The following is a 23,743-nucleotide window of genomic DNA, read 5'->3' on the forward strand; positions in this document are numbered from 1 at the left end:
AAAGATGGAAAACTCTGAACAGCTAGTATATAAAGAGGTACAGTCACCAGTAGGAAATATAAGACTTATTGCTTCTGACAAAGGTCTTGCTGCCATATTGTGGGAAGGCGAAGATTATAAAAGAACAAAACTTTCCGTTCCTGTCCGTCAGGATGAATCACCTGTCCTTTTGCAGACTGAACAACAGCTGACAGAATATTTTGAAAATAAAAGGAAAGTCTTTGAGGTTCCTCTTGATTTGAAAGGCACTGAATTTCAAATGAAAGTATGGGAAGCTTTGTTAAAAATACCATATGGCATCACAAAAACATATGGCGATCTGGCCAGAATTCTTGGAGATATAAAAGCTGTTCGTGCTGTAGGAGGAGCTTTAAATAAAAATCCAGTATCTATTATTGTTCCCTGCCACAGAATTGTGGGAGCATCCGGAAAGCTGGTCGGTTTTGCAGGAGGTATAGAAAATAAATCCGTTCTGCTTGATCTTGAGAGAGGTTTTACCATACCTACTTTATTTTAATCTTAAGCATCGTACTATGAAAAACAGAAACCCTGCCATTCCAATAGTTGAAACGGAAACATTCAGTACAGATAATTTTCAGAAATTATGTGAATATCTGGCTGATCAGGATAAAGATTTGAAGTGGATTTTAGATACACATGGTTATCCCCCGATGTGGACCCGCGAAAATACTTTTGAAACAGTTGTTCATATTATTCTGGAACAGCAGGTTTCTCTGGCATCTGCTTTGGCAGCCCTAAACAAGCTTAAAGAAAAAACAAATAAAATAACTCCGGAAGCCATTCTTAGGCTTAATGATGAAGAGATGAGAGCGTGTTATGTCAGCCGGCAGAAAACGATTTACATCAGAGGGCTGGCACAGGCTATTGTAAACAGTGATATCGACCTTGAAAGCTTACCGCAAATGTCAGATGAAGAGGTTCGAAGGATTTTAGTAAGTCTGAAAGGGATCGGAAACTGGACTGCCGATGTCTATCTGATGTTTACCCTTCAGAGAACGGATATTTTTCCTATTGGAGATTTGGCGGCAGTGAATGCCTTAAAACGCCTCAAACAGCTTTCATCCTCAACTACAAAAGAAGAGATTCTGGAAATAAGTGAACAGTGGAAACCTTTCCGCTCAGTGGCTTCGATGATGCTTTGGCATTATTACCTTTCTGATCCGGTAAAAAAGAAAACTTAGATACCCATTTAAAAACCATTCATCAACTTAAAAGAAAAAAGTGATCCCAAAAGTCAGACAATTAAACTTTTGAGACCACTTTTTAAGTTTCTATTCTACTACAATGCTTTCAATCCCTTTTTGTAAAGCCATTTCCTGAATTACCGGAACGGATAAACCTTCCGCACGGACAACAGAAATATCTGTCATTCCCAAAAAGCCAAGCGTTTTCTGAAGGTAAGGTACTACAAAATCATAGGCCTGTCTTTCTCCTTCGGAATAAATACCGCCGCTTGAAAAAGCGACATATACTTTCTTGTTTTTAATCATTCCTTCCGGACCATTTTCATTATAACGGAAAGTAACCCCTGCTCTTGCAATATGGTCAAGCCAGGATTTCAAGGTAGAAGTAATACTGAAATTATACAGCGGAGCTTCAATGATGATGATATCTGCTTCCTGTAATTCAGCAATTACCGTATCCGAAAGCTTTACAGATTCCAATTGCTCGGAAGTACGGTTTTCAGCCGGAGTAAAAAATGCATTGATATGATTTTCTTCCAGATGAGGAAAAAGAGGATTTGTTAAGTCACGTTTTTTAAAAACACTGTCAGGGTATTTTGCGGTAATTTTTTCTACAACAGCATTTCCCAGTTTTTTGCTGACTGATGATTCACTTCTTGGACTTGAAATAATATGAAGTACTTGTTTCATTTTTTTATCTTTTTTAAAATTGACAGGTCAAAATTATTTATATTTACTAATAAAAAGATAGCAGTTACCAAAAGGTTAGTAATAACATTTAGGTTAGCTGCAATAGAAATAAACAATATGGAAGACGAAAAAATAGTGTATTCACGGCCGCAATGCAGCACTCATCTCGCTGCTACTGAAGATGCTTTGTATGTTCTGGGAGGACGGTGGACCATAAGAGTGATGATTGCAATTTTGGGCGGACATACAAGGTTCAATGAACTACAGCGCACCATTAATGGTATCTCAGCAAGAGTACTGTCCAGCGAACTGAAAAAATTAGAAGTTAACCACCTGGTTGAAAGAACCGTTCTTACCGATCAGAAACCTGTACTGGTAGAATATGTTCCTACCGTATATAGTGAATCATTAAAAGATGTTATTGCTGCCCTGGCAGAATGGGGAGTAAAGCATAAGAAGAAAATCACAGCCTGATAAGGCAAACTTCTGAGCATATAAACTCCGGAATTACCCCCCGAAAAGAATAATGATATTTGCTAAACTATAATATTCATCATACTTTCAGTATTTTTACCCAAATTAAGAATGACAAGATGATCATAAATGAAGACCTGTTATTGTCGCATGGAGCCAAACTTGAAAAATATAATGCAGCAGATTATATTTTTGAGGAAGGAACGGCTGCTAAATACTATTTTCAGATAAAGTATGGTACTGTGAAACTGAATACTTTCCTGGAAGATGGAAAAGAGTTTGTACACGGTATTCCCTTTGACGGACACTGCATTGGGGAAAGCTACTTATTTACCGGCCACAATTATGCTGTTAATGCTATTGCAGTCACTTCCTGTGAAATTATCAAAATTCCTAAAGACAAATTGCTGCAGATACTGCTGGAAAATCCTTTATTAATGCTGGAACTGAATAAATATACAGCAGAAAGGCTGCATTTCAGATATATGATTTCCAGTTTTCTGGTGATTTCAGATCCTATTGTAAAACTTGAAAAATTATTTGATCACATCAAGGGTTATTTCGGATTTGAGGAAGCCTATTCTTTTCTTGTTCCTTATACCAGACAGCAGATAGCTACTTTAACAGGTCTTCGGGTAGAAACTGTCATCAGGTATATCAAAAAAATGAACGAGCTGAAACTTGTCAAACTGGACAGCACCAAGATCTATTATTAAGATCTGAAATGAAAGAATAAACTTCCTTAAGTTAAAAAGATTGAAAACCCTTGTATTATTTTAAGATTAAAACCGGCTGGTTGGTGTTTTGGTAAATTCCTTCAGAAATACTTCTGCTGGCCAGGTAATACAGGAAGCTGTGTTTGCCCGGTAAAGCAATGATAAGGTCAGTGTCATTTGAAGACGCAAAAGTAAGAATTCCGTTGATGATGTCTTTATCATGAGAATAATGAATAGTGCTCGGAATTTCTGTTAAATGCTGTTGAATATATTCTTCCAGTTCTCTTTTCTTATCATCACTGATATCTTCTTTTTCACTGGTATTGATATTTAGAAACAATAAACGGACATCCTTCTGATGAATAATAGGCTTATGATGAAACAACCTTTCCAGTCTTTTGACACCCTTCAGATCACAGGGAATAAATATATTTTTTACGGCACTGTATCTATAGCTGTTAGGAACAATCAACGTTTTTACAGGGCTTGTTCTTGCAATGCTGATAATGTTATCAGAAACAAAACTCTCCGTAGAAGAAGTACTGTCATCACTTCCCAGAATAATCAGTTCTACAGATGGCTGATTCTTTAGAACCTCATTGATGCTTCGGGTAAGAGCCCAGTCGCTTAATACTCTGGAAACTTTTATATCAGGTGATTTTTCTGTGATAATTGCATGGAGCTGATCAAATAATTGCTCCGTTTTTTCAAGTAAATTGTTGACACTTTCTTCATTCACAAATGAATGCCCTTCAGCAATGTGCAGATAATCAAATTCAGATTCTCCGGCTGTTTTTAAAAGAATAATATTTTGGTATTCATATTGTTTTGCCCAATCTGCAGCTGTTCTTACCGCATTTTCTGTAGTTGATGTAAAATCAATGGGTACAAGGATTGTTCTCATATTATATTAAGTTTTAATCCTGGTTTTCCAGGTTTGCTGTCATTTTTTTTACAAGGAGAAGTGCCTGGCCTATTTCATCTTCACAGAGGTCGCCGGCTGCCTTTTTATAAAGGTCTAATGCCCAGGGATAAATCGTCTCCACAGCATTTTTTCCTTTTGGAGTAAGAAAAATCTGATTATTCCTCCTGTCATTTTTGTAAGCTACCCTTTCAACAAGATCTCTTTTTACCAGACTGTTGATAAGGTAGGTGATGCTTGATTTATCTTTGCTTACCTTGTTTCCTATTTCCTGCTGATTGATGCCGTTATTGCGGGAAAGCAGTCCCAGAATTTCAATAAGTTCAAAAGAAAGATCGGGATCATAATCATTAATAGTCGCCTGAATCTTTTGTCTCAAACGGCTTTTCATTTCACTCATTGCCATCCCCAGCTCAAGAGCAAGTTCAGAAATATTGTTTTGCTTTACAGGCATACTTTTAAAAATAATGATAAACCAAACTGCATTCAAATCTGAAAAAGATTTTATGTCTCCATCCCATTATAACAAATATAAGAAAAATTAGTTTTAATTAAAACTAATTAATCATAAAATATTATATGACAGTGGGTAGGGTTTATTCACGACTCAGATTTAGAATAGCAGCACAAAAAAAACAGAGATTAATTCTCTGCTTTTTCTTTTTTTACAACTTGATTCATAATCAGTATGATTCCGAAAAGTAAACCGGCAATAATCAGATAGCGCCAGGATAACCCTTTCTGCTCGGTGACCGTTCCCGTTACGGAAATAATAAAACTGGTAACAGACGTAATAACATATACCAGTCCTCCCATCAGTCCACCTGCTGTTCCTGCATTTTTAGGGAAATAAAGCATACTTGACGTAAAAAACGAAGTAAACAAAATTCCGGAACATATATGGATGAAAAAGGCAAAAGGAATCAGAATGAAAAGGCTTTCTGCGAAGTAGCTGATGCCAATTAAACACGCAATCAGGAACATCTGCAATAGAATAGGCTGTAGAATTCTGGGCTGAAAGTCTAATGTAAGCCTCCTTTTTCCTATAAAACCGCCTATCATCCATGAAAATCCTAAGATAAGAGTACAGTATCCGATAACTACCGGCGTAAAATGAAATGTATTTTCAATGATAAAAGGCCCGGTAATATTAAATAACATCACAATAGAATAACTTAACCCCAAAATGAAAATACCCAGCATAAAAATCTTGTTTTTAAGCATCATCTTATACAGGCTGATATTTTCTGAAAGATTAAGCTTCTTTTTCTCCGGCAGACTTTCACCACTGAAAAACCACTCAAACAAAAACAGGAATCCGGCATAGAAAGCAAGGAAATAAAAATTCGCATGCCAGTTGAAAAGCTTTTCAAGATAACCTCCGAGAAAAGGAGCAAGGATAGGACCACAGGACCATACGATAGTGAAATAACTCAGATAATGTTTTACCCTTTCCGAATCATAAATATCTACAAAAATAGCACGGGTGGCAACCACCAGTACAGAAACCGCAGCTCCCTGAAGAATACGGAGCAGACAGATCAGCAGAATACTATTCGTCATCGTGATTAAAAGGCTGCTGATGACGAGCAGGAATAAGGCAATTAATTTGGGACGGTAACGTCCTATACTGTCCAGAATACCTCCTACAAAAAGCTGGGAAATTCCATAACTCAGCAGATAAGAAGTAAGCGTGATCTGAATGTCTTTTTCCGATACCGAAAGCTCTCTGGCCATAGACGGAAAGGATGGCAGGTAAATATCTGTCACAAACCCGGAAAGCGGGATGGAAACAAACGCCATAATGGTTATTAATCTGATGCGCTGCTCAGATGCTTCTCTCAACATATTCATTCTTTTTTACCCTGCAAAAATAAGATAAGAAATACTGAAATCAGTTTTAAAAGACAAAGTAAAAATTACAAAATTCAAATATTTGAATTTTAAAAGGAATTTTTGAATTTCAGAGGTGAAGTCTGTGCGTGTTTTTTAAAAAAATTATTAAAATGGGAGGGCTGCTCAAAGCCTAAAGTATATCCTATTTCTGAAATATCCCAGTTGGTATACTTCAGGAGATTTTTAGACTCTTCAAACATCCTTTCTTTAATGATTTGTGTTGTGGTAAGATTAGTCACTGACTTCACTGATGAGTTCAGATGGTTCACATGCACATTAAGCTGCTGTGCAAAATCAGACGGTGTTCTTAAGGACAGCGGATAAGCAGGAGAATCCAGCGGAAACTGCTTATTCAGCAGCTCATCAAAAACTTTGTACAATCTTACATTGGCAGGAAGCTCATTCGGGTTAATGTCATCTACCCGGTTTTCCAAAGCCAGGTGTAAAACAGATGCCAGGTGGTTTTTGATACTGCTGCAACGGAAAGGATAGGTAGAATTATTCAGTTTATACATCTGCTCAAAATATAAAGTAGCCAGTAAAGTCTGCTCGTCGGTAAGGAAAACAATAGGTTTGCTCCATTCCTTAAACAAAGAGGTTTTTTTAAACAAATTGAATTCAGAATTTCCATGGAAAAACTCCTGGTTGAATAAGCAAAAATAGCCTTCCTGCTCACCTTCGCATTCCCAGGAATAAGGAATGTTGGGGGAAGGGAAAAAGAGAACCGGACGGTCAATATACAATCGGTGCGGACCATACTGAAAGGTGCCTTTTCCGATAATGAAACTCACTTTATAGTAATCCCGGCGGTTGTAGGGGCTCTTGAAGCTGCAGTACTTCCGCATAGAAATGTTAAAATGAGACTTACCTGTTTCAAAATCATCAGAATCAAATACTCTGATCTGATTCTTACGGATACGGTTGTAATAATCCTCTATCGTTTCCAGCTGATCACTCATTGTGAATAAATTATAAAAATCAAAGATAGGTAAATCTTTTGTATTCAGATTTACCTGATCCGTTTTTATATCAATCTGCCCTGATCTGCTGATGAACCCTTTTAATTTTTACTGATCTCCATTTCCATGATGTGGGAAGGCAGTTGAAAAGGTCCTGCATTAACCTCTGCAGCTGCTTTGAAACCTGATTCTTTTAAAAACTCCAGAAGTGGATCATGAGCCAGCATATTGATCCAGATAACATCTGCGAAACTCACTGCAGACCTGCACTTTTTCCAAAGAGACTGTCTTGTTTCCGGAGAATCAAACTCAGGAAGAATCACGAAACTGATTTCTGTAGACCTTTTACCTCCCGCTAAACCGGGGTATACAGAACCACTTTTAACAATACTGTAACCAATTGGCTTCTGATCTGCATAGGTCATAATTAGCTGGTTGGAAAGATCATTCAGTTCATTGATCATCTTTCTTGGATCAATTTCTTTATGGATGTAATTTTTAATGTTTTCTTCAGAAACATAATCTTTATGAAGGGCATACACTGAAGAATCAATGATGGCTATAAGATCAGAAATTCCCTCTTCAGACCCAATTGTAAATTTTGAAATGATATCCATTATTTTTTTTATTCAAAATTATAAGATTAAACCATTCAAAAAGGGTACAGTTTATTAAAATATAATCGGTACAGATATTTGTTTTTGTAAATTTGTCCGGTACAGTTTGACTAATTATGATGAAGACCTATAAATATGAAATTTTCACAACGGCTATTGAAGAGGAGATCCGCAACGGAATTTTGCAGAGAAAAGACCGGCTTCCTTCGATCCGGGAAATTAAAAAAAAGTATAAACTGAGCACCAGTTCGGTTCAGAGCGGCTTTGAGTATCTCATGATTAAAGGTTTGATTGTAAGCATTCCGCGTTCCGGGTATTTTGTTGCAGATACAGGAGAAGAATACATCCCCGAGACCAGAGTCAAACTTCCGCCGGCAGTAAGAGACGAGGTGTTTATGAAAAATATAGCACTGACTTCAAGAAGGGCTTCAGAATCAAGTTCTTTCAATAATGCAGTGCCGGCGGACTTATTAATTCCTCAAAAGCTCATTCTGAGGACAATGCAGGAAGTAATCCGTGAAAAAGGGGCAGCACTTCTCCGGTATTATCCTTCCAGTGGGCTCGAACTTTTAAGACAGGATATTGCAAAACAAATGGGGGAGTATGGATGTCTGTTTAATCCTGATGAGCTTATTATTACTGATGGAGCGCTTCAGGCACTTACCATTGCATTAAAGTCTGTAACCAAAGCCGGAGATATAGTTGCTGTAGACAGTCCCTGTGTTTTTTCTGTGCTGGAAGTGATCACCAATCTGGATCTTAAAGTGATTGAAATTCCGGTACATTACAGAGAGGGTTTCGATACGGAATATTTCAGGAATGCTTGTGCTGAAAATGATATCCGCGCATTGATTGTCACTCCGAATTTTCATAATCCTACCGGTATAATGATGAGCGATGAGGTTAAAAAAGAAATACTGCATATTGCAGAAAGGTATCAGATGTGTATTATAGAAAATGATATGTATTCCGACCTTTATTTTGGGGAGAAAAGGCCGCGTTGTATAAAAAGTTTTGATAGGGAAGGACTGGTAATGACGTATTCATCATTTTCAAAGACACTGGCACCCGGTATCCGGCTGGGATGGTTGTATGCAGGCAGGTTTTATTCGAAAGCCGAAAGAGCGAGATTTGCTTTAGGAAGATCCGTTTCTCCAATCTATCAGGAGCTGGTTCTTAAACTTTTGGAGGGTAGCAGCTATGAACGTCACTTGCGTTCGTTCCGCAGGAAGCTAAATGAGCAGGCCGTTCTGGTTTTGGAAACCCTGAGAAAATCCTTTCCGGAAGGTTCCTATTTTCATAAGCCACAGGGTGGGTACAGCATTTGGGGACAAATGCCGGAGAGTGTGGAGATGAAGAAATTTTATGAATATTGTAAAAATAACAGAATACTTTTTACCCCGGGAGAGACATTCTCTTTTACCAACAGATACAGCCATCATTTCCGGATTGTTTTCGCTGAGAGAATTACCTCAGAAAGCTTGCTCTTATTGGAAAGTGCTGGCAGTCTATTCTTTGAAGATGAAAATTAATAAGCCATCAAGAACAGACTGTAAAGAACCTTATTTTTTAATCAATACTATATTTTATATTCTTGCATTCATCAATTTCCAGCTGTGGAATACCATCCATCATTTTAAATTCAAAACCATCGATCCATTTTTCCTTAAGAAGATCAATGTTTTCTCCACTAATGATGTGTTTCTGAAAGAAATAAGAGATATCCATGCTCAGATATTTTTGAGCAAGATCCAAAAATAATTCATCCGTAAATTTTACATTCTTTTCTGTACATACCTTTAGGAGTTCTCTCATGAGATCGTCTAATGACTTTTTCGAATGTGTTTTCAGCATGATCTGATTATCCAGCCAAAAAGCAAAAATAGCTCCCCGGCGGTAGGGAATCTTCTCCACATCACCGCTTTTCCAGAAATCGTCTTTTATCCTGTAATTTGGCATATTTCGCTGTGGATTGTTCCAGTAATTTTTAATGACTTCACTGTTGAACAATTTCAGCCATTCGTCCATAGAAATATCCTTTATTCGGAGCCTGTTTTTATAGGTGTAATAATCTGTAAAACCTTCACTGAACCAATAATTCAGTTCTTCATGTTTATTTTGAATTTTATTGCCAATCCACTCATGCATCAGTTCATGATGCATCAGATAGAGAAAAGAATTCTTACTGTTAAAAGGATTATTGGTGCCCTGAATCATAAATGCATTTTTAAGAGCAGAACCTTTAGTGCTATATCCCTTGAATAGGGTATCTTTCTGTGAAACGGTAGGTGTCATCATTACTGTAAAATAATCCTGGTCGTAATCTTCCCAGAAGTCCCTCTGAGATTGTATGGCTTTTTTGAGATTTAAAAATAAAAAATCATCAGTAAATCCATTTTGCCATTGGTCTCTTAGTACAAAATAAACCGGCTTATTTTTGATCTTAAAAGAATGGAATCTGTAATCACCGCCGATGAATAGTGAATTATAAAATCCTTCCCAAAGGGAAGTTTTAATTCTCTGCTTCCGGATCTGGGTAACAAAGTTATTATGAAGTTTAAACTTCGGAGGGAAATCAACCCACTCAATAAAGAATTCAAACTCCCGATCTTCAGGTATTCTGGTAAATGATCTTGGAACGATAAAAAGATTTTTTCCTAAGACATGAAAGAAGGTATTATTGATTCTAGGGCGGTTGAATGTTTTATAGCCTGGATCCTTAAAGTCCTGTTTGATATGGTAAATAAGAGAGATTTTCTCTCCTTTGTTCATGTTAACCTTTATTTTATTTTTTTCCGGCAGAATCTCAAAAGTAATATTAGGATTATCTTCTTTAGATATGGACAAGGCATTGAATAGGTTATTTTCCCCCCAATTTTTATTAGCATAGAAGAAGGAAAGAGTATCTGATGGTTTCTGAAGAGTGTAATCCACCTGAACTTTTAAGCCGTTTTGTTCAAGATCTTTATTATAAAAAACTTTATAACTAATCTTATCTTGCGAGTAAACAAATAGAGGCCATATAAAGGCAAAGATGAATAATTTTCTGAACATAGGTTATGCGTTTTTTCAAATATAAAATAAAAAATCAATAGTACAGATCTATCAGTTTATTTTGGCGTTATAAATATAGTATTTCAGTGATTTCTGATTTCTTTTTAATTTGAAAAAATGAAGTTCATATCTTTAAAGATAGGTGTTAAAACGTTTTGTTTAAGCGGTTTTAACCAGTAAAACTTGTAAAAACGTGCTTGTATGTTCGTGAAAGTGAAAAAAATAGTGATTTTGCACAATTTTTTTTCACTGCGGTTAGGCTGGAATCGCCATAAAACCTATATTTGCAGCCTAAATTTTTAAATAAATGAAAGAACTAATTGAAAAAATCAACGCAGAATTTGAAGCGTTCTCAACTGAGGCAAACCAGCAAGCAGAAAAAGGAAACAAAGCAGCAGGTACAAGAGCTCGTAAAGCAGCTTTAGAACTTAGCAAATTGTTCAAAGAATTTAGAAAAGTTTCTGTAGACGAAGCTAAAAAATAATTCGTTCCCTCGCCGGCTTTCATGAGCCGGCTTTTTTATTCCCTGAATTTCCTTTCTGATGGGGAATTAGAAAAAGCTTCCAGCGCCTGTAAGTGGTTTTCTTCCTTTATTCATAACCTTTCCCTTTTCAGGTTATTCTAAAATACAGCTTTAAAAGAAATTGTTCTGAGAGAAAAATATTTGATTCCGGTGTTTTTACCACAATTAGACTCAGTGAGTATTGTTAATTGCTGTTAAAAGAACAAAAAAGACTCAGAATATCTTTGTACAGGAACTTTTTCATACTCATTTCTTCATCATTTCCCTAAATTCCTTTATCTTTAAAGCAATCAATATATACTATGAGGATAAATAGATTTTTTGCAGTGCCTGCAGTAATGCTGGCTGCTCAGTTTTCATGGGCTCAGGTAAAAGTAGACCCAAAAGAAAAACTTGACCCAATCGTGAAAAGTTTTGTAGATGAGGTAAATAACAATTCGCAACTGGAAAACATGGCTTATGAACTGCTGGACGGTATAGGCCCGCGCCTTGTGGGAACACCGGAAATGCTGGCTGCCAATGAGTGGAGTGCAGGAAAGCTGCGTTCATGGGGGATAGATGCTAACCTTCAGCAGTTCGGAACCTGGAAAGGATGGCAGAGGGGGATTACTCATGTGGATATGATCTATCCGCGTGTAAAGTCTTTGTCTGCAACACAACTGGCATGGAGTCCTGCTACGAAAAAAGCAATTGAAGCGGAGGTCATCATTCTTCCTAAAGTATCTTCCAAAGCAGAGTTTGACAACTGGCTTCCTTCCGCCAAAGGGAAAATCGTACTGATTGCGCAATATCAGAAAATAGGACGTTCTGATGAGCAGATCAAGGAATTTGCAACCCCTGAGCTCTATGACAAGCTGAAAGCAGAAAAGGAACAGGCTGCCAAAGACTTTACAGCATATGTGAAAAATATTGGTTATGATAATAATACCCTTCCGGAAGCTTTAGAAAAAGCCGGAGCGGCAGGAATCGCTATTTCAAACTGGACGGGAATTATGGGAGCTAACAGAATTTTTGGAGCAAAAACTTCCAAAATCCCAATGATTGATATTGATGTGGAAGACTATGGAATGCTTTACAGAATGGCAGAAAAAGGAGCTCAGCCTAAAATTAAAATCGATGCTCAGTCCAAAATACTTCCTGAAGCGAAAAACTTTAATACAATTGGTATGATTAAAGGGAAGGAAAAGCCTGATGAGTATGTCATTCTTTCCGCCCACCTTGATTCATGGGATGGTGCTCAGGGAGCTACAGATAATGGAACAGGAACGCTTACCATGCTTGAAACCATGAGAATCCTTAAAAAATACTACCCAAACAATAAACGGACAATCGTTATAGGGCTTTGGGGAAGTGAAGAACAGGGATTAAACGGTTCCAGAGGATTTGTGGCAGATAATCCTCAGATTATAAAAGGAGTGCAGGCAGCTTTTAATCAGGATAACGGAACAGGACGTGTTGTGAATATCAGCGGGCAGGGATTTGTAAAAGCATACGACTATGTAGGAAGATGGCTTGATGGTGCACCAAAAGCAGTAAGAAGCCAGATCAAAACAGATTTTCCCGGAATGCCTGGAGGTGGAGGATCTGATCACGCATCATTTGTTGCCGCCGGAGTGCCCGGAATTTCTTTAGGATCTTTGAACTGGGGATACTTCGGTTATACATGGCATACGACAAAAGATACATATGATAAGATTGTTTTTGATGAGGTTAAAAATAATGTTGTTTTAACAGCTGCACTGGCGTATATGGCATCTGAAGATCCTGAGTTCAGCAACAGGGAAAAAAGAGTAATGCCAAAGGATGAAAAAGGAGAAACCATACAATGGCCGGAGGCAAAGGAACCGAGAAGAAGTTCGAAAGATTATAAATAAGAATAATGCGACTTATCAACTAAGTCGCATTTTTTATACCATTCAGTGAGATTGAAAATCATCATGTATTTTTTATCAAAAGACTGGCCTGATGAAGCAGTTCTTTTATTTCTTTTATTTTTTCTTTCTTAATGACATGAGTTTTACAGATCTTATTGTTGAGATTCATACTGAAATTCATTTGAGTGGATTCCGCTTCCCAGGTATGGTGGACAGGTGGAATATAATCCGTAAAGACCGGCCAGAAATTAATGAGGCACAATACGTTTCTTTGCAGTGATTTTATAAATCCAGGATAATTTCCCCGGTCATCAAGTACGGCAAGTCTGAAAACTTTCTTCCCCAAAGTTGTTCCAAAATACCATTCACAAAAGGTACCTGAAATAATAACACAGGGAATAGAAATAAAGAGGCATACAATGGCAGGCAGATGAAAAAGAAAATAAAAGATCAGCAAAAACGGTAGCATATCAATCACCTTGGCGAAAAGTCTTTCCCTTTCACTGCCTTTGTGGATCGGATTATAAGAGAAATCATATTCAAACTCATTATAAATCCTCTTCCCCGACTCATCAAAATATCGGGTAGGTCTGTGAATGATTCTTCTTTCTTTAAGCTCAGATATTTTCATTATTTTGTAATAGCCTTAAGACAGGTTTGCAGGTCTGAAAACTTTAAGATGGAAGGTTCATATGAAGCGTTCAACAGTTTCCCGAAACCATATTTACAGAAAATAAAAAGCAGACCATTAGCAGAAGAGGAGTCGTGATCTGTCTGCGTATCACCTATGTATACTGCATTTTCAACAGATAAATGGTTTCTTTCCATGAGCAGTTGTATATTTTCTGCTTTAGGCTTTTGAGTCCGGCCGTGAGATTCAAAATCAACAAAGAGATGATTGAACTTATAATAGTCTAAAAATCCTTCGATATAACCGTCCTGACAGTTACTTACAATAAACAGATTATAATGTTGGGTCAGATCTTTCAGGGTCTCTTCAACACCTTCATATAAAATCCCGCCGCGGGTACGCAGAATTTTGTTTTCATGGCTTACAATTTCAGCCAGAATGTTCTCAGCCTGCTGATCTGAAATACCCGATACTATATCTTTGATAATATCTTTTGCCAGAAGCCCCATATACTGATCCATATCTTCGGGCTTCAGATCTTTTTCAATAAGCTGGTGCTGATGTAAAACATCATTCCATATTCCTATAATGGTAGCCCGTGGATCCCACAGAGTTCCATCTAGGTCGAAAATTAAATTTTTATACTTCAAAATGCAGTGTTTATATTTTGATTGATGTGTATGATTATATTATGGAGACTAGAGGATCATGCTCAGCTGAACTCTCTTTCTCGCTTCATCTACTTCTGTTACCTTCACACGAACGTGCTGATGCAGTTTTACTACCTCGTTGACATCCGATACAAAACCTTCTTTCAGCTGAGAAATATGAACCAGCCCGCTTTCTTTAATTCCCAGATCCACAAAACACCCAAATGCGGTAATATTATTGACGATTCCGGGTAAAATCATGCCCGCTTTTAAGTCTTTAATACTCTTGACGTTCGGATCAAACTCAAACACTTTAGCTGCTTTCCTCGGATCCAGCCCTGGTTTTTCAAGCTCTTTCAAAATGTCTTTTATTCCTAAAATTCCAGTTTCTTCTGTGATATAATTTTCCGGCTTTACTAAAGCTATCTTCTCCTTACTGGCAATCAGTTCATTGGTCTTAATACCTAAGTCCTTAGCCATCTTTTCAACAATTCCATAAGCTTCCGGATGCACTGCTGAATTGTCCAGTGGATTTTTAGCATTAGTAATCCTCACAAATGCCGCTGCCTGCTGATAAGCTTTTTCCCCAAGCCTTGGAACTTTTTTAAGCTGTTTTCTATCCTCAAAAGCCCCATTTTCAGCCCGGTAATTGACGATGTTTTCTGCCATTTTTTCTCCGATCCCTGAAACGTAGCTTAATAATGATTTGCTGGCTGTATTTAAATTGATTCCTACTGAGTTGACACACTTCATTACCGTTGAATCAAGTTCACTTTTAAGCTGGATCTGGTCTACATCATGTTGATATTGTCCTACGCCGATTGATTTGGCATCTATTTTCACCAGTTCTGCCAAAGGATCGGCTAATCTTCTTCCGATTGAAACGGCACCACGTACCGTTACATCATAAGTCGGGAATTCCTCTCTTGCAATTTTACTTGCAGAATACACTGATGCTCCGGCTTCTGAAACTACAAAAACCTGTAATGGCTTGTCAAAAGCTATTTTTTTAATGAAAAACTCTGTTTCACGACTTGCCGTTCCGTTCCCAATAGAGATTGCTTCAATATTATAGGCATTAACCATAGAACGGATTTTTTTCATCGCCATTCCGCTTTCGTTTTGCGGAGCATGAGGGTAGAGGGTTTCGTTATGGAGCAGGTCTCCTTTCTCGTCTATACATACCACTTTGCATCCACTTCTATACCCAGGGTCAATTGCTAAAATCCTCTTCTCTCCCAAAGGCGGAGCTAAGAGTAACTGACTTAAATTTTCAGAAAAAATCTCTATTGCCTTCTGATCAGCTTTTTCTTTTGCTTCCTGAAGAGCTTCATTGGAGATCGCCGGCTCTAAAAGTCTTTTATAACTGTCTTTTATTGCCAGTACAATCTGTTCAGAGCTTTCATTATTGGATTTGATAATTGCTTTTTCGATGAAGTCAAGAGCTTCGTCTTTGTCAATTCCGACATTTGTTTTTACAAAACCTTCAGCTTCAGCTCTCAGCATGGCCAGAAGTCTGTGGGAAGGTGTTCTGTTAAGATTTTCTTCCCATTCGAAATATTGGGAGAATTTCTGTGCATCTTCTTCGTCTTTTTTAGCTTTCACAACTTTAGAAGTAACTACTGCTTTTCGTTGGAACAGACGACGGAGGTGTTTACGCACATACATATTTTCATTGATCCATTCCGCCATAATGTCTCTTGCACCCTGAAGGGCTTCCTCTTCGGAGGCAACATTGTTATTTAGGTATTTGGAAGCCAGAAGCTGAATGTCATCATTCCTCTGGCTCATAATAATCTTTGCTAAAGGCTCCAGTCCTTTTTCTTTAGCAGTATCTGCTTTGGTTTTTCTGCGTTTTTTGAATGGCAGATATAAGTCTTCCAGTTCAGTAATATCAAAGCTTTCTTTAATTCTTTGCTGGAGTTCAGGAGACAATGAGCCCTGTTCTTCTATAGATTTTAAAATAGATTCTTTTCTTTTAACAATCTCTTCAAACTGTTTGCTGATTTTGGAGATCTGTTCAATTTGAACTTCATCCAGATTTCCGGTTTTATCCTTTCGGTAACGGGCAATAAAAGGGATTGTGCAGTCTTCTGCCAGTAATTGTAAAGTATTGTTGATGCTCTTCTCAGAAATATTAAGCTGCTTCTGTATAAATTCTACGGTCGTCATTGTTCTTTTTTCGGATAGCTAAAATAAGATTTTAAAACGAAAAAAGGCGAGTTGCCCCGCCTTGAATGTTTTCACAACGGAATAATCCTTATTGTGAATTGCTTTTCAAAATTATTATTGCAAATATAGAATAAAAAAACTTTAAGATAATTATGGAAATCCATAATTCGAATGATTCTTTTATTTCTATTTTTATTAAAAACTATTCAAGATGACAAAAAATATACTTGGGTTAGATATAGGTGTTTCTTCAATTGGGTGGGCTTTTGTTCAGGAAGACATTGAAAACCCCGAGAATAATAAAATTATTAAACTTGGCGTTCGGGTGAATCCTTTAACAGTTGATGAGCAAATTAATTTTGAGAAAGGAAAGCCTATCACAACGAATGCAGGTAGAACTTTAGCGAGAAGTGCAAGAAGAAACCTGCAAAGGTTTAAGCTGCGAAGGGCTAACCTACTAGACATTCTAAATAAAGCCAATATTCTGAAAGAAGTAGACTTACTTACAGAAATTGGTAAAAATTCTACTTTTCAAACACAGGAATTAAGAGCAAAATCAGCGAAAGAAAGAGTAAATCTGTCTGATTTTGCAAGAGTTCTTCTCTTGATTAACAAAAAAAGAGGTTATAAAAGTAGTAGAAAAGCAAAAAATGAAGATGAAGGACAGATTATTGATGGAATGGCTGTTGCTAAGAAATTATATGAAGAAAATCTGACTCCCGGAGAATATTCTTACCAACTTTTACAAGAAGGCAAAAAGCAGTTGCCGGATTTCTACCGTTCAGATTTACAATATGAGTTGGATAGAGTATGGAATTTTCAAAAACAGTTTTATTCAGAAATATTGAATGATGAACTATATAAAGAATTACAGGGGAAAAATAAAAATGCAACCTGGGCAATTTTAAAGGAGCCGTTTTCTCTTGTTGGTATCAAGCAGACGGGAACAGCACAGGAAAAAAAGATAGAAAAATATCTGTGGAGAAGCAAAGCTTTTAAAAATCAACTGGATTTTGAAAGTTTAGCAGTCGTTTTTCAGGAAATTAACAGTAATCTGAATAATTCCAGTGGATATCTTGGAGCAATCAGTGATAGAAGTAAAGAACTTTATTTTAATCATCAAACAATTGGCGAATATTTATATCAGCAACTTCGAGCAACTTCGCATACGAAACTTAAAAATCAGGTTTTTTACAGACAGGATTATTTGGATGAATTTGAAAAAATATGGGAAACACAATCTCGGTATCATCCTGAGTTAACTGAGAAATTAAAAGTTGAAATTCGAGATGTTATTATTTTTTATCAAAGAAAATTGAAATCTCAGAAAGGGTTGATTAGTATTTGTGAATTTGAAAATAGAGAGATTGAAATTAAAGAAAATGGAAAAATCAAAAATAAAATAGTTGGTTTAAAGGTTACACCCAAATCTTCTCTATTATTTCAGGAATTTAAAATTTGGCAGGTTCTTAATAATTTAATGTTTCAAAATATTGAGACAAAAGAATTATTCCCATTTGACTTAGAAATAAAAGAATCCATTTTCAATGAAGTTAATATAAAAGGAAATCTTTCTGCAAAAGAAGTTTTAGATTTACTTGGCTATTCTAGTAAAGAATGGAAAACAAATTTTAAGAATATAGAAGGAAATCGAACCAATGAAAGTCTTTATAATGCTTATCTAAAAATTCTTGCTAATGAGGGAATTAATTTTCCTAAAGATTTTAAAATCAGTCTTGATTCCGACATTAAAGTTTCAAAGATCAATTGTTCTGCGGATAAAGTAAAAGAATTTGTCAAAGAAAACTTTTTAAATTTAGGTATTCATGCCTCCATTTTAGATTTTAATCCGGAGCTGAGTGGAAAAGATTTTGAAAATCAGAAATCCTATCAGTTATGGCATTTATTGTATTCTTACGAAGGCGATGATTCTGCGTCCGGAAACGAAAAACTTTATGAACTTTTAAAGAGAAAATTTAATTTTAAGAAAGAACATTCCAAAATTTTAGCTGAAATAGGCTTTTCTCAGGATTACGGCAGTTTGAGTTCGAAAGCTATGAGGAATATTTTTACTTATATCAAAGAGCATAAATACAGTGATGCGTGTAATTTGGCAGGATATAATCACTCTAAGAATTCATTTACAAAAGAAGAATTAGCAAACAGAACTTTGAAGGAAAAATTAGAAATTCTTCCAAAAAACTCACTAAGAAATCCTGTAGTTGAGAAAATTCTGAACCAAATGATAAATCTGGTGAACGAAATCATCAAAGAATATGGAAAACCAGATGAAATAAGAATAGAATTAGCAAGAGAACTCAAAAAAAATGCGAGGGAGAGAGAAGAAATGACTTCTGAAATAAATAAAGCAACCTTGCTTCATCAGAAGTATGCGGAGGTTTTACAGAAAGAATTTGGGATAAAATCGCCTTCAAGAAATGATATTATTCGATACAAGTTGTATTTGGAACTGGAGAAAAATCTCTTCAAAGATTTGTATACCGATATTCTAATTAAAAGAGAAGAGCTTTTTACGGATAAATATGATGTTGACCATATCATTCCACAATCTCGATTTTTTGATGATAGCTTTTCGAATAAAGTTCTCGTTCCAAGAGGTGCTAATTTGAAGAAAGGAAATTCCACAGCATTTGACTATCTAGAAATTGAAGGAAAAGAAAAACTGGAAAAATTTCTGAATATTATTGGAGAATTATTTGATAAAGGAGCTATTTCTAAGGCTAAATTTGAGAAACTGCAGAAAAAAGGCTTTGAAATTGGAGAAGGCTTCATAGAAAGAGATTTACGTGATACACAATATATTGCAAAAAAAGCTAAAGAGATTTTATTTGAAATTACCAATTCTGTAGTTCCAACATCAGGAAGAATTACTGATAAATTACGAGAAGATTGGAATCTTATAAATATAATGAAAGAACTTAATCTTGAAAAATACAGAAAATTAGGTTTAACAGAATTAATTATAAATTCCAAAGGAGAACAGAAAGAAAGAATCCTGGATTGGACAAAGAGAAATGACCATCGCCATCATGCTATAGATGCTTTGACAGTAGCTTTTACAACGCATAATCACATTCAATATTTAAATTACCTGAATGCTAGAAAAGATGAAAAGCATAAAGAGCATCATAACATTTTTGCTATTGAAAATATAATTACCGAAGTTATAGAAAAGAAAAATGGTTCAAAGGAAAGAAAGTTCAAATTACCCATTAGGAATTTCCGGTTAGAAGCTAAAAAATGTTTGGAGGAAATATTAATTTCTCACAAAACAAAAAATAAAGTAGTCACCAAAAATATTAATAAGACCAAGAAAAAGAATGGTGTTGTTTCTAAAATTGTATTGACACCAAGAGGTCAATTACATAAAGAAACAATCTACGGAAGTTCAAGGTTTCTTAAAACTAAAGAAGAAAAGGTATCAGGGAAATTCGATTTAGATGTCATTAAAAAGGTTCAAAATGCGAAATATAGGACTGCGTTATTAGAAAGACTGAAAGAGTTTGACGGAGATCCTAAAAAAGCATTCACCGGAAAAAATGTGTTGATAAAAAAACCAATTTATCTCAATGAAGAAAAAACTGAGCAACTCCCTGAAAGCTTAACTTTAGCTTGGTATGAAAAAAACTATACAATAAGAAAAGCTGTAAATCCTGATAATTTTAAAGATTATAAAAATTTAGAAAAAATTATAGATAAAGGTATAAGAGAAATATTAATAAATCGGTTACATGAATTTAACGGCAATGCCAAAGAAGCATTTTCCGATTTAGAAAAAAAGCCGATTTGGCTAAATGAGTCTAAAGGAATTGTTATAAAAACGGTTACAATTACAGCAATTAATAATGCAGAAGCATTGCATTATAAAAAAGATCATTTTGGACAAGAAATGCTTGATGAAAACGGTAATAAAATACCTGTAGATTTTGTAAGTACAGGGAATAACCATCATGTTGCTATTTATGAAGATGCAGTTGGAAGTTTACAAGAAAGAGTGGTAAGTTTTTATGAAGTTGTTGAAAGAGTCAATCAAGGACTTTCTATTATTGACAAAGAATATAATACCGATTTAGGTTGGAAGTTTCTTTTCACAATGAAGCAGAATGAAATGTTTTTATTTCCATCAGAAAGTTTTAATCCAACAGAAATAGATTTATTTGATGAAAAGAATTTAAACTTGATTTCTAAGAATATTTTTAGAGTGCAGAAATTTACAATTAAAGACTATTTCTTTAGACATCATTTAGAAACAAATGTTGAAGATAATTCTTCATTAAAAGGGATTACCTGGAAAAGAGAGGGTTTAAATGGGATTGGAAACATTTTAAAAGTGAGATTGAACCATCTAGGAAAAATAGTCCAAGTCGGAGAATATTAAATATTTTGAATTATGATCACCCGTTCCATCTACATTGGCAATCCCGCTTATCTTAAACTCAAAGATGAGCAAATGTATATTTTAGAGCCTACCACTCAAGAAACGAAAGGTAAAGTTTCGGTGGAAGATTTGGGGTTGCTGATGTTGGATCATTTTCAGATTACGATCTCACATCAGTTGATTCAGAAAATGATGGGGAACAATGTGGTAGTGGTCAGTTGCGATGGACATCATTTACCCCACGGAATTATGCTTCCGCTGTATGGACATACTGAACATTCTGACCGGATCAAAGATCAGCTGGATGCCAGTGAGCCCCTTAAAAAGCAACTTTGGAAACAAACCGTTGAATGTAAAATTGAAAACCAAAAAGAAGTTTTAAAACGTTTAGGAAATTATCACGAACCAATGGTTGATTATCAGAATAACGTGAAAAGCGGTGATATTACTAATATGGAAGGTATTGCGGCACAGCATTACTGGAAGTATCTTATCAGTCTTGATTTTTTGAGACAGCGTTTTGGAGATTCACCCAATCAGTTTTTCAATTTCGGGTATTCGGTTCTCAGAAGTATTGTGGCAAGAGCAATTGTGGAGACCGGATTGCTTCCTGTTCTCGGAATTTTTCATAAAAATAAATACAACCCTTACTGTCTTGCCGATGACCTTATGGAACCTTATCGTCCTTTTGTCGATTTATTGGTGATGCAATGGCTGGCAGTTAATCCTGAAACTGAAGAATTAACTAAAGAATTTAAAGCTTTTATTTTACAGATTGCCACCAAAGATGTAAAAATAGACGATAAAACCAGGCCATTATTGGTTGCTGTAAAAACAACCACTACATCACTGTATAAATGTTATACAGGAGAAAAACGACTGATCTCTTATCCTGAACTGATATGAATGCCGAAAGGTTTAATGCTTACCGAATTATGTGGGTTTTAGTATTATATGATTTGCCGACAGAGACTAAAGCCAATATGAAAGATGCCAACCGCTTTCGTAAATCTTTGCTTGATGATGGTTTTACATTATTCCAGTTTTCAATGTATGTAAGACACTGTCCCAGTCGTGAAAATGCTGAAGTTCATATTAAAAGAGTGAAGTTGATGCTTCCAAAAGCAGGAAAAGTGGCCATTATGTGCATTACAGACAAACAGTTTGGAGATATTGAAATATTCTTTGCCAGAAATAAAGAAGAACCGCCTCCCACCTTCCAACAGCTTGAATTATTCTAAATTTCAAATCCTAAAAACAAAAACAATCTGCTGATTTTCAGTAGATTGTTTTTTGAGGCTGTGACTAATCACGAAGATAATAATTTTTGAAAGCAATTCACAACTAATGAACTCATGATCTTTTATAAGTTTGGCTGTGACTAATCACGAAGATAATAATTTTTGAAAGCAATTCACAACGATAGCTTCCTCCTTATCTTTACAAGCTTTGCTGTGACTAATCACGAAGATAATAATTTTTGAAAGCAATTCACAACAACCTAAATGTTTTTATGTTATCCATTATAGCTGTGACTAATCACGAAGATAATAATTTTTGAAAGCAATTCACAACTAAGTCGAGCCATAAGAGGTTATAGTCCATGCTGTGACTAATCACGAAGATAATAATTTTTGAAAGCAATTCACAACGCGGTTGTATATATTGCCCCCCTGCATTCTGCTGTGACTAATCACGAAGATAATAATTTTTGAAAGCAATTCACAACTATCTGCAGCTGCACCTCTAATTAGATTCAGCTGTGACTAATCACGAAGATAATAATTTTTGAAAGCAATTCACAACTCTGCCGGATATATTGCTTATCATCTTTTGGCTGTGACTAATCACGAAGATAATAATTTTTGAAAGCAATTCACAACAACGACAGAGACGATGAGAATAGGCAAAAAGCTGTGACTAATCACGAAGATAATAATTTTTGAAAGCAATTCACAACGATAGAGAGTCTTTATGTAACAATCATATTGCTGTGACTAATCACGAAGATAATAATTTTTGAAAGCAATTCACAACTGTCTTTTAGCCCAGTATACTGACCGACAGGCTGTGACTAATCACGAAGATAATAATTTTTGAAAGCAATTCACAACTATTTTCCTTAATGTACGGGCCGTCTATAAGCTGTGACTAATCACGAAGATAATAATTTTTGAAAGCAATTCACAACTCTAACGCGTCGTATCGATTATTCTGTCTCGCTGTGACTAATCACGAAGATAATAATTTTTGAAAGCAATTCACAACTCTCACCGTTGGGAAAAGACAACCTTCAAAGCTGTGACTAATCACGAAGATAATAATTTTTGAAAGCAATTCACAACTTCCATAATTGTTGTTTAAAAAAATATTGCGCTGTGACTAATCACGAAGATAATAATTTTTGAAAGCAATTCACAACTGTCGGGCCTCAGTTCTTAAACCTTCAGTCGCTGTGACTAATCACGAAGATAATAATTTTTGAAAGCAATTCACAACGTGCGGCAACGAAGATAATTCATGTCATTGGCTGTGACTAATCACGAAGATAATAATTTTTGAAAGCAATTCACAACTACATCGGGCGAAGTTCGCCTTTCGCATCAGCTGTGACTAATCACGAAGATAATAATTTTTGAAAGCAATTCACAACTATTTCCACTGAATAATACTTTTTTGAAACGCTGTGACTAATCACGAAGATAATAATTTTTGAAAGCAATTCACAACTATGGCGATATCTTCTGTTAAAGACATATCGCTGTGACTAATCACGAAGATAATAATTTTTGAAAGCAATTCACAACAGCTGCTACAGCAGCATAAGATAAAGTCTGGCTGTGACTAATCACGAAGATAATAATTTTTGAAAGCAATTCACAACAATGTTGTCGGTTTTTGATCTTTAATGTTGGCTGTGACTAATCACGAAGATAATAATTTTTGAAAGCAATTCACAAC

The 23,743-nt window shown here is 35.8% G+C and carries 20 protein-coding genes and 1 CRISPR repeat array; of the genes, 10 read left to right on the forward strand and 10 right to left on the reverse strand.

What is annotated here, in order from left to right; genetic code table 11:
• Nucleotides 1–4: 4 nt before the first annotated feature.
• Both AC27VX_RS21765 and AC27VX_RS21770 read left to right on the forward strand, forming a co-directional pair.
• Nucleotides 5–517: a methylated-DNA--[protein]-cysteine S-methyltransferase gene (locus AC27VX_RS21765; protein WP_488697929.1), complete on the forward strand. Its 513-nt coding sequence runs from the start codon at nt 5–7 to the stop codon at nt 515–517.
• Nucleotides 518–533: 16 nt separating this feature from the next.
• Nucleotides 534–1,202: a DNA-3-methyladenine glycosylase family protein gene (locus tag AC27VX_RS21770; protein ID WP_488697931.1), complete on the forward strand. Its 669-nt coding sequence runs from the start codon at nt 534–536 to the stop codon at nt 1,200–1,202.
• A 90-nt stretch (nt 1,203–1,292) separates the two neighbouring features.
• On the opposite strand, the gene AC27VX_RS21775 is transcribed toward AC27VX_RS21770, so the two are convergent.
• Nucleotides 1,293–1,895 carry an FMN-dependent NADH-azoreductase gene (locus AC27VX_RS21775; RefSeq protein WP_488697933.1) on the reverse strand — a complete coding sequence of 201 codons (603 nt, stop codon included), beginning with the start codon at nt 1,893–1,895 and terminating at the stop codon, nt 1,293–1,295.
• Nucleotides 1,896–2,012: 117 nt separating this feature from the next.
• On the opposite strand from AC27VX_RS21775, the gene AC27VX_RS21780 reads away from it, so the two are divergent.
• The gene (locus AC27VX_RS21780; RefSeq protein WP_488697935.1) at nt 2,013–2,369 is read left to right on the forward strand and encodes a winged helix-turn-helix transcriptional regulator; all 357 of its coding nucleotides are present in this window, start codon (nt 2,013–2,015) and stop codon (nt 2,367–2,369) included.
• A 119-nt stretch (nt 2,370–2,488) separates the two neighbouring features.
• Complete coding sequence (locus AC27VX_RS21785; protein WP_236854701.1) at nt 2,489–3,085, forward strand: Crp/Fnr family transcriptional regulator; 597 nt, start codon at nt 2,489–2,491, stop codon at nt 3,083–3,085.
• Between the two features lie 55 nt (nt 3,086–3,140).
• Here AC27VX_RS21785 and AC27VX_RS21790 read toward each other — a convergent pair whose 3' ends face one another.
• The 5 genes from AC27VX_RS21790 to AC27VX_RS21810 form a co-directional block, all read right to left on the reverse strand.
• The gene (locus AC27VX_RS21790; RefSeq protein ID WP_488697937.1) at nt 3,141–3,989 is read right to left on the reverse strand and encodes a universal stress protein; all 849 of its coding nucleotides are present in this window, start codon (nt 3,987–3,989) and stop codon (nt 3,141–3,143) included.
• A 13-nt stretch (nt 3,990–4,002) separates the two neighbouring features.
• Nucleotides 4,003–4,461, reverse strand: a complete 459-nt coding sequence (locus tag AC27VX_RS21795; RefSeq protein WP_300690504.1) for a MarR family winged helix-turn-helix transcriptional regulator — start codon at nt 4,459–4,461, stop codon at nt 4,003–4,005.
• Nucleotides 4,462–4,649: 188 nt separating this feature from the next.
• Entirely contained in the window at nt 4,650–5,855 is a 1,206-nt protein-coding gene (locus AC27VX_RS21800; RefSeq protein WP_488697939.1) for an MFS transporter, read from the reverse strand.
• Nucleotides 5,856–5,950: 95 nt separating this feature from the next.
• Entirely contained in the window at nt 5,951–6,862 is a 912-nt protein-coding gene (locus AC27VX_RS21805) for a helix-turn-helix domain-containing protein (RefSeq protein ID WP_236854697.1), read from the reverse strand.
• A gap of 101 nt (nt 6,863–6,963) precedes the next feature.
• Nucleotides 6,964–7,479: a hypothetical protein gene (locus tag AC27VX_RS21810; protein ID WP_236854696.1), complete on the reverse strand. Its 516-nt coding sequence runs from the start codon at nt 7,477–7,479 to the stop codon at nt 6,964–6,966.
• Nucleotides 7,480–7,595: 116 nt separating this feature from the next.
• Here AC27VX_RS21810 and AC27VX_RS21815 point away from each other — a divergent pair, with 116 nt between their 5' ends.
• A complete protein-coding gene (locus AC27VX_RS21815; RefSeq protein WP_236854695.1) occupies nt 7,596–9,011 on the forward strand; it encodes an aminotransferase-like domain-containing protein in 1,416 nt (471 codons plus the stop codon).
• Between the two features lie 37 nt (nt 9,012–9,048).
• Here the strand turns inward: AC27VX_RS21815 and AC27VX_RS21820 are convergent, their stop codons facing one another.
• On the reverse strand, nt 9,049–10,533 hold the full coding sequence (locus tag AC27VX_RS21820) for a M1 family aminopeptidase (protein WP_488697942.1): 1,485 nt from the start codon (nt 10,531–10,533) through the stop codon (nt 9,049–9,051).
• 307 nt (nt 10,534–10,840) lie between these two features.
• Between AC27VX_RS21820 and AC27VX_RS21825 the strand changes: the two genes are divergently transcribed.
• Together AC27VX_RS21825 and AC27VX_RS21830 are read left to right on the forward strand one after the other, a co-directional pair.
• Nucleotides 10,841–11,017: a histone H1 gene (locus AC27VX_RS21825; protein ID WP_236854693.1), complete on the forward strand. Its 177-nt coding sequence runs from the start codon at nt 10,841–10,843 to the stop codon at nt 11,015–11,017.
• A 341-nt stretch (nt 11,018–11,358) separates the two neighbouring features.
• Nucleotides 11,359–12,930 carry a M20/M25/M40 family metallo-hydrolase gene (locus AC27VX_RS21830; RefSeq protein ID WP_236854692.1) on the forward strand — a complete coding sequence of 524 codons (1,572 nt, stop codon included), beginning with the start codon at nt 11,359–11,361 and terminating at the stop codon, nt 12,928–12,930.
• A gap of 61 nt (nt 12,931–12,991) precedes the next feature.
• Here AC27VX_RS21830 and AC27VX_RS21835 read toward each other — a convergent pair whose 3' ends face one another.
• The 3 genes from AC27VX_RS21835 to AC27VX_RS21845 are packed head-to-tail and all read right to left on the reverse strand — an operon-like array spanning nt 12,992 to nt 16,383.
• Nucleotides 12,992–13,561, reverse strand: coding sequence for an RDD family protein (locus AC27VX_RS21835; protein ID WP_488697945.1), 570 nt, complete (start codon nt 13,559–13,561; stop codon nt 12,992–12,994).
• The gene (locus AC27VX_RS21840; RefSeq protein WP_488697947.1) at nt 13,561–14,211 is read right to left on the reverse strand and encodes an HAD family hydrolase; all 651 of its coding nucleotides are present in this window, start codon (nt 14,209–14,211) and stop codon (nt 13,561–13,563) included. Before AC27VX_RS21840 ends, AC27VX_RS21835 begins: the two co-directional genes overlap by 1 nt.
• Before the next feature lie 48 nt (nt 14,212–14,259).
• On the reverse strand, nt 14,260–16,383 hold the full coding sequence (locus AC27VX_RS21845; RefSeq protein WP_488697948.1) for a Tex family protein: 2,124 nt from the start codon (nt 16,381–16,383) through the stop codon (nt 14,260–14,262).
• 211 nt (nt 16,384–16,594) lie between these two features.
• Between AC27VX_RS21845 and cas9 the strand changes: the two genes are divergently transcribed.
• From cas9 to cas2, 3 genes are read left to right on the forward strand one after another with little or no spacing between them, the layout of a single operon-like run.
• A complete protein-coding gene (gene cas9 / locus AC27VX_RS21850) occupies nt 16,595–20,782 on the forward strand; it encodes a type II CRISPR RNA-guided endonuclease Cas9 (RefSeq protein ID WP_488697950.1) in 4,188 nt (1,395 codons plus the stop codon).
• A gap of 12 nt (nt 20,783–20,794) precedes the next feature.
• Complete coding sequence (gene cas1, locus AC27VX_RS21855) at nt 20,795–21,688, forward strand: type II CRISPR-associated endonuclease Cas1 (protein ID WP_488697952.1); 894 nt, start codon at nt 20,795–20,797, stop codon at nt 21,686–21,688.
• A complete protein-coding gene (gene cas2 / locus AC27VX_RS21860) occupies nt 21,685–22,023 on the forward strand; it encodes a CRISPR-associated endonuclease Cas2 (RefSeq protein WP_045497873.1) in 339 nt (112 codons plus the stop codon). The genes cas1 and cas2 overlap by 4 nt, the downstream gene beginning before the upstream one ends.
• 57 nt (nt 22,024–22,080) lie before the next feature.
• Nucleotides 22,081–23,743: direct repeats of the CRISPR family, unit length 47 nt; unit sequence GCTGTGACTAATCACGAAGATAATAATTTTTGAAAGCAATTCACAAC.

The organism is Chryseobacterium sp. 14P4.3.2 (genome assembly GCF_057799275.1).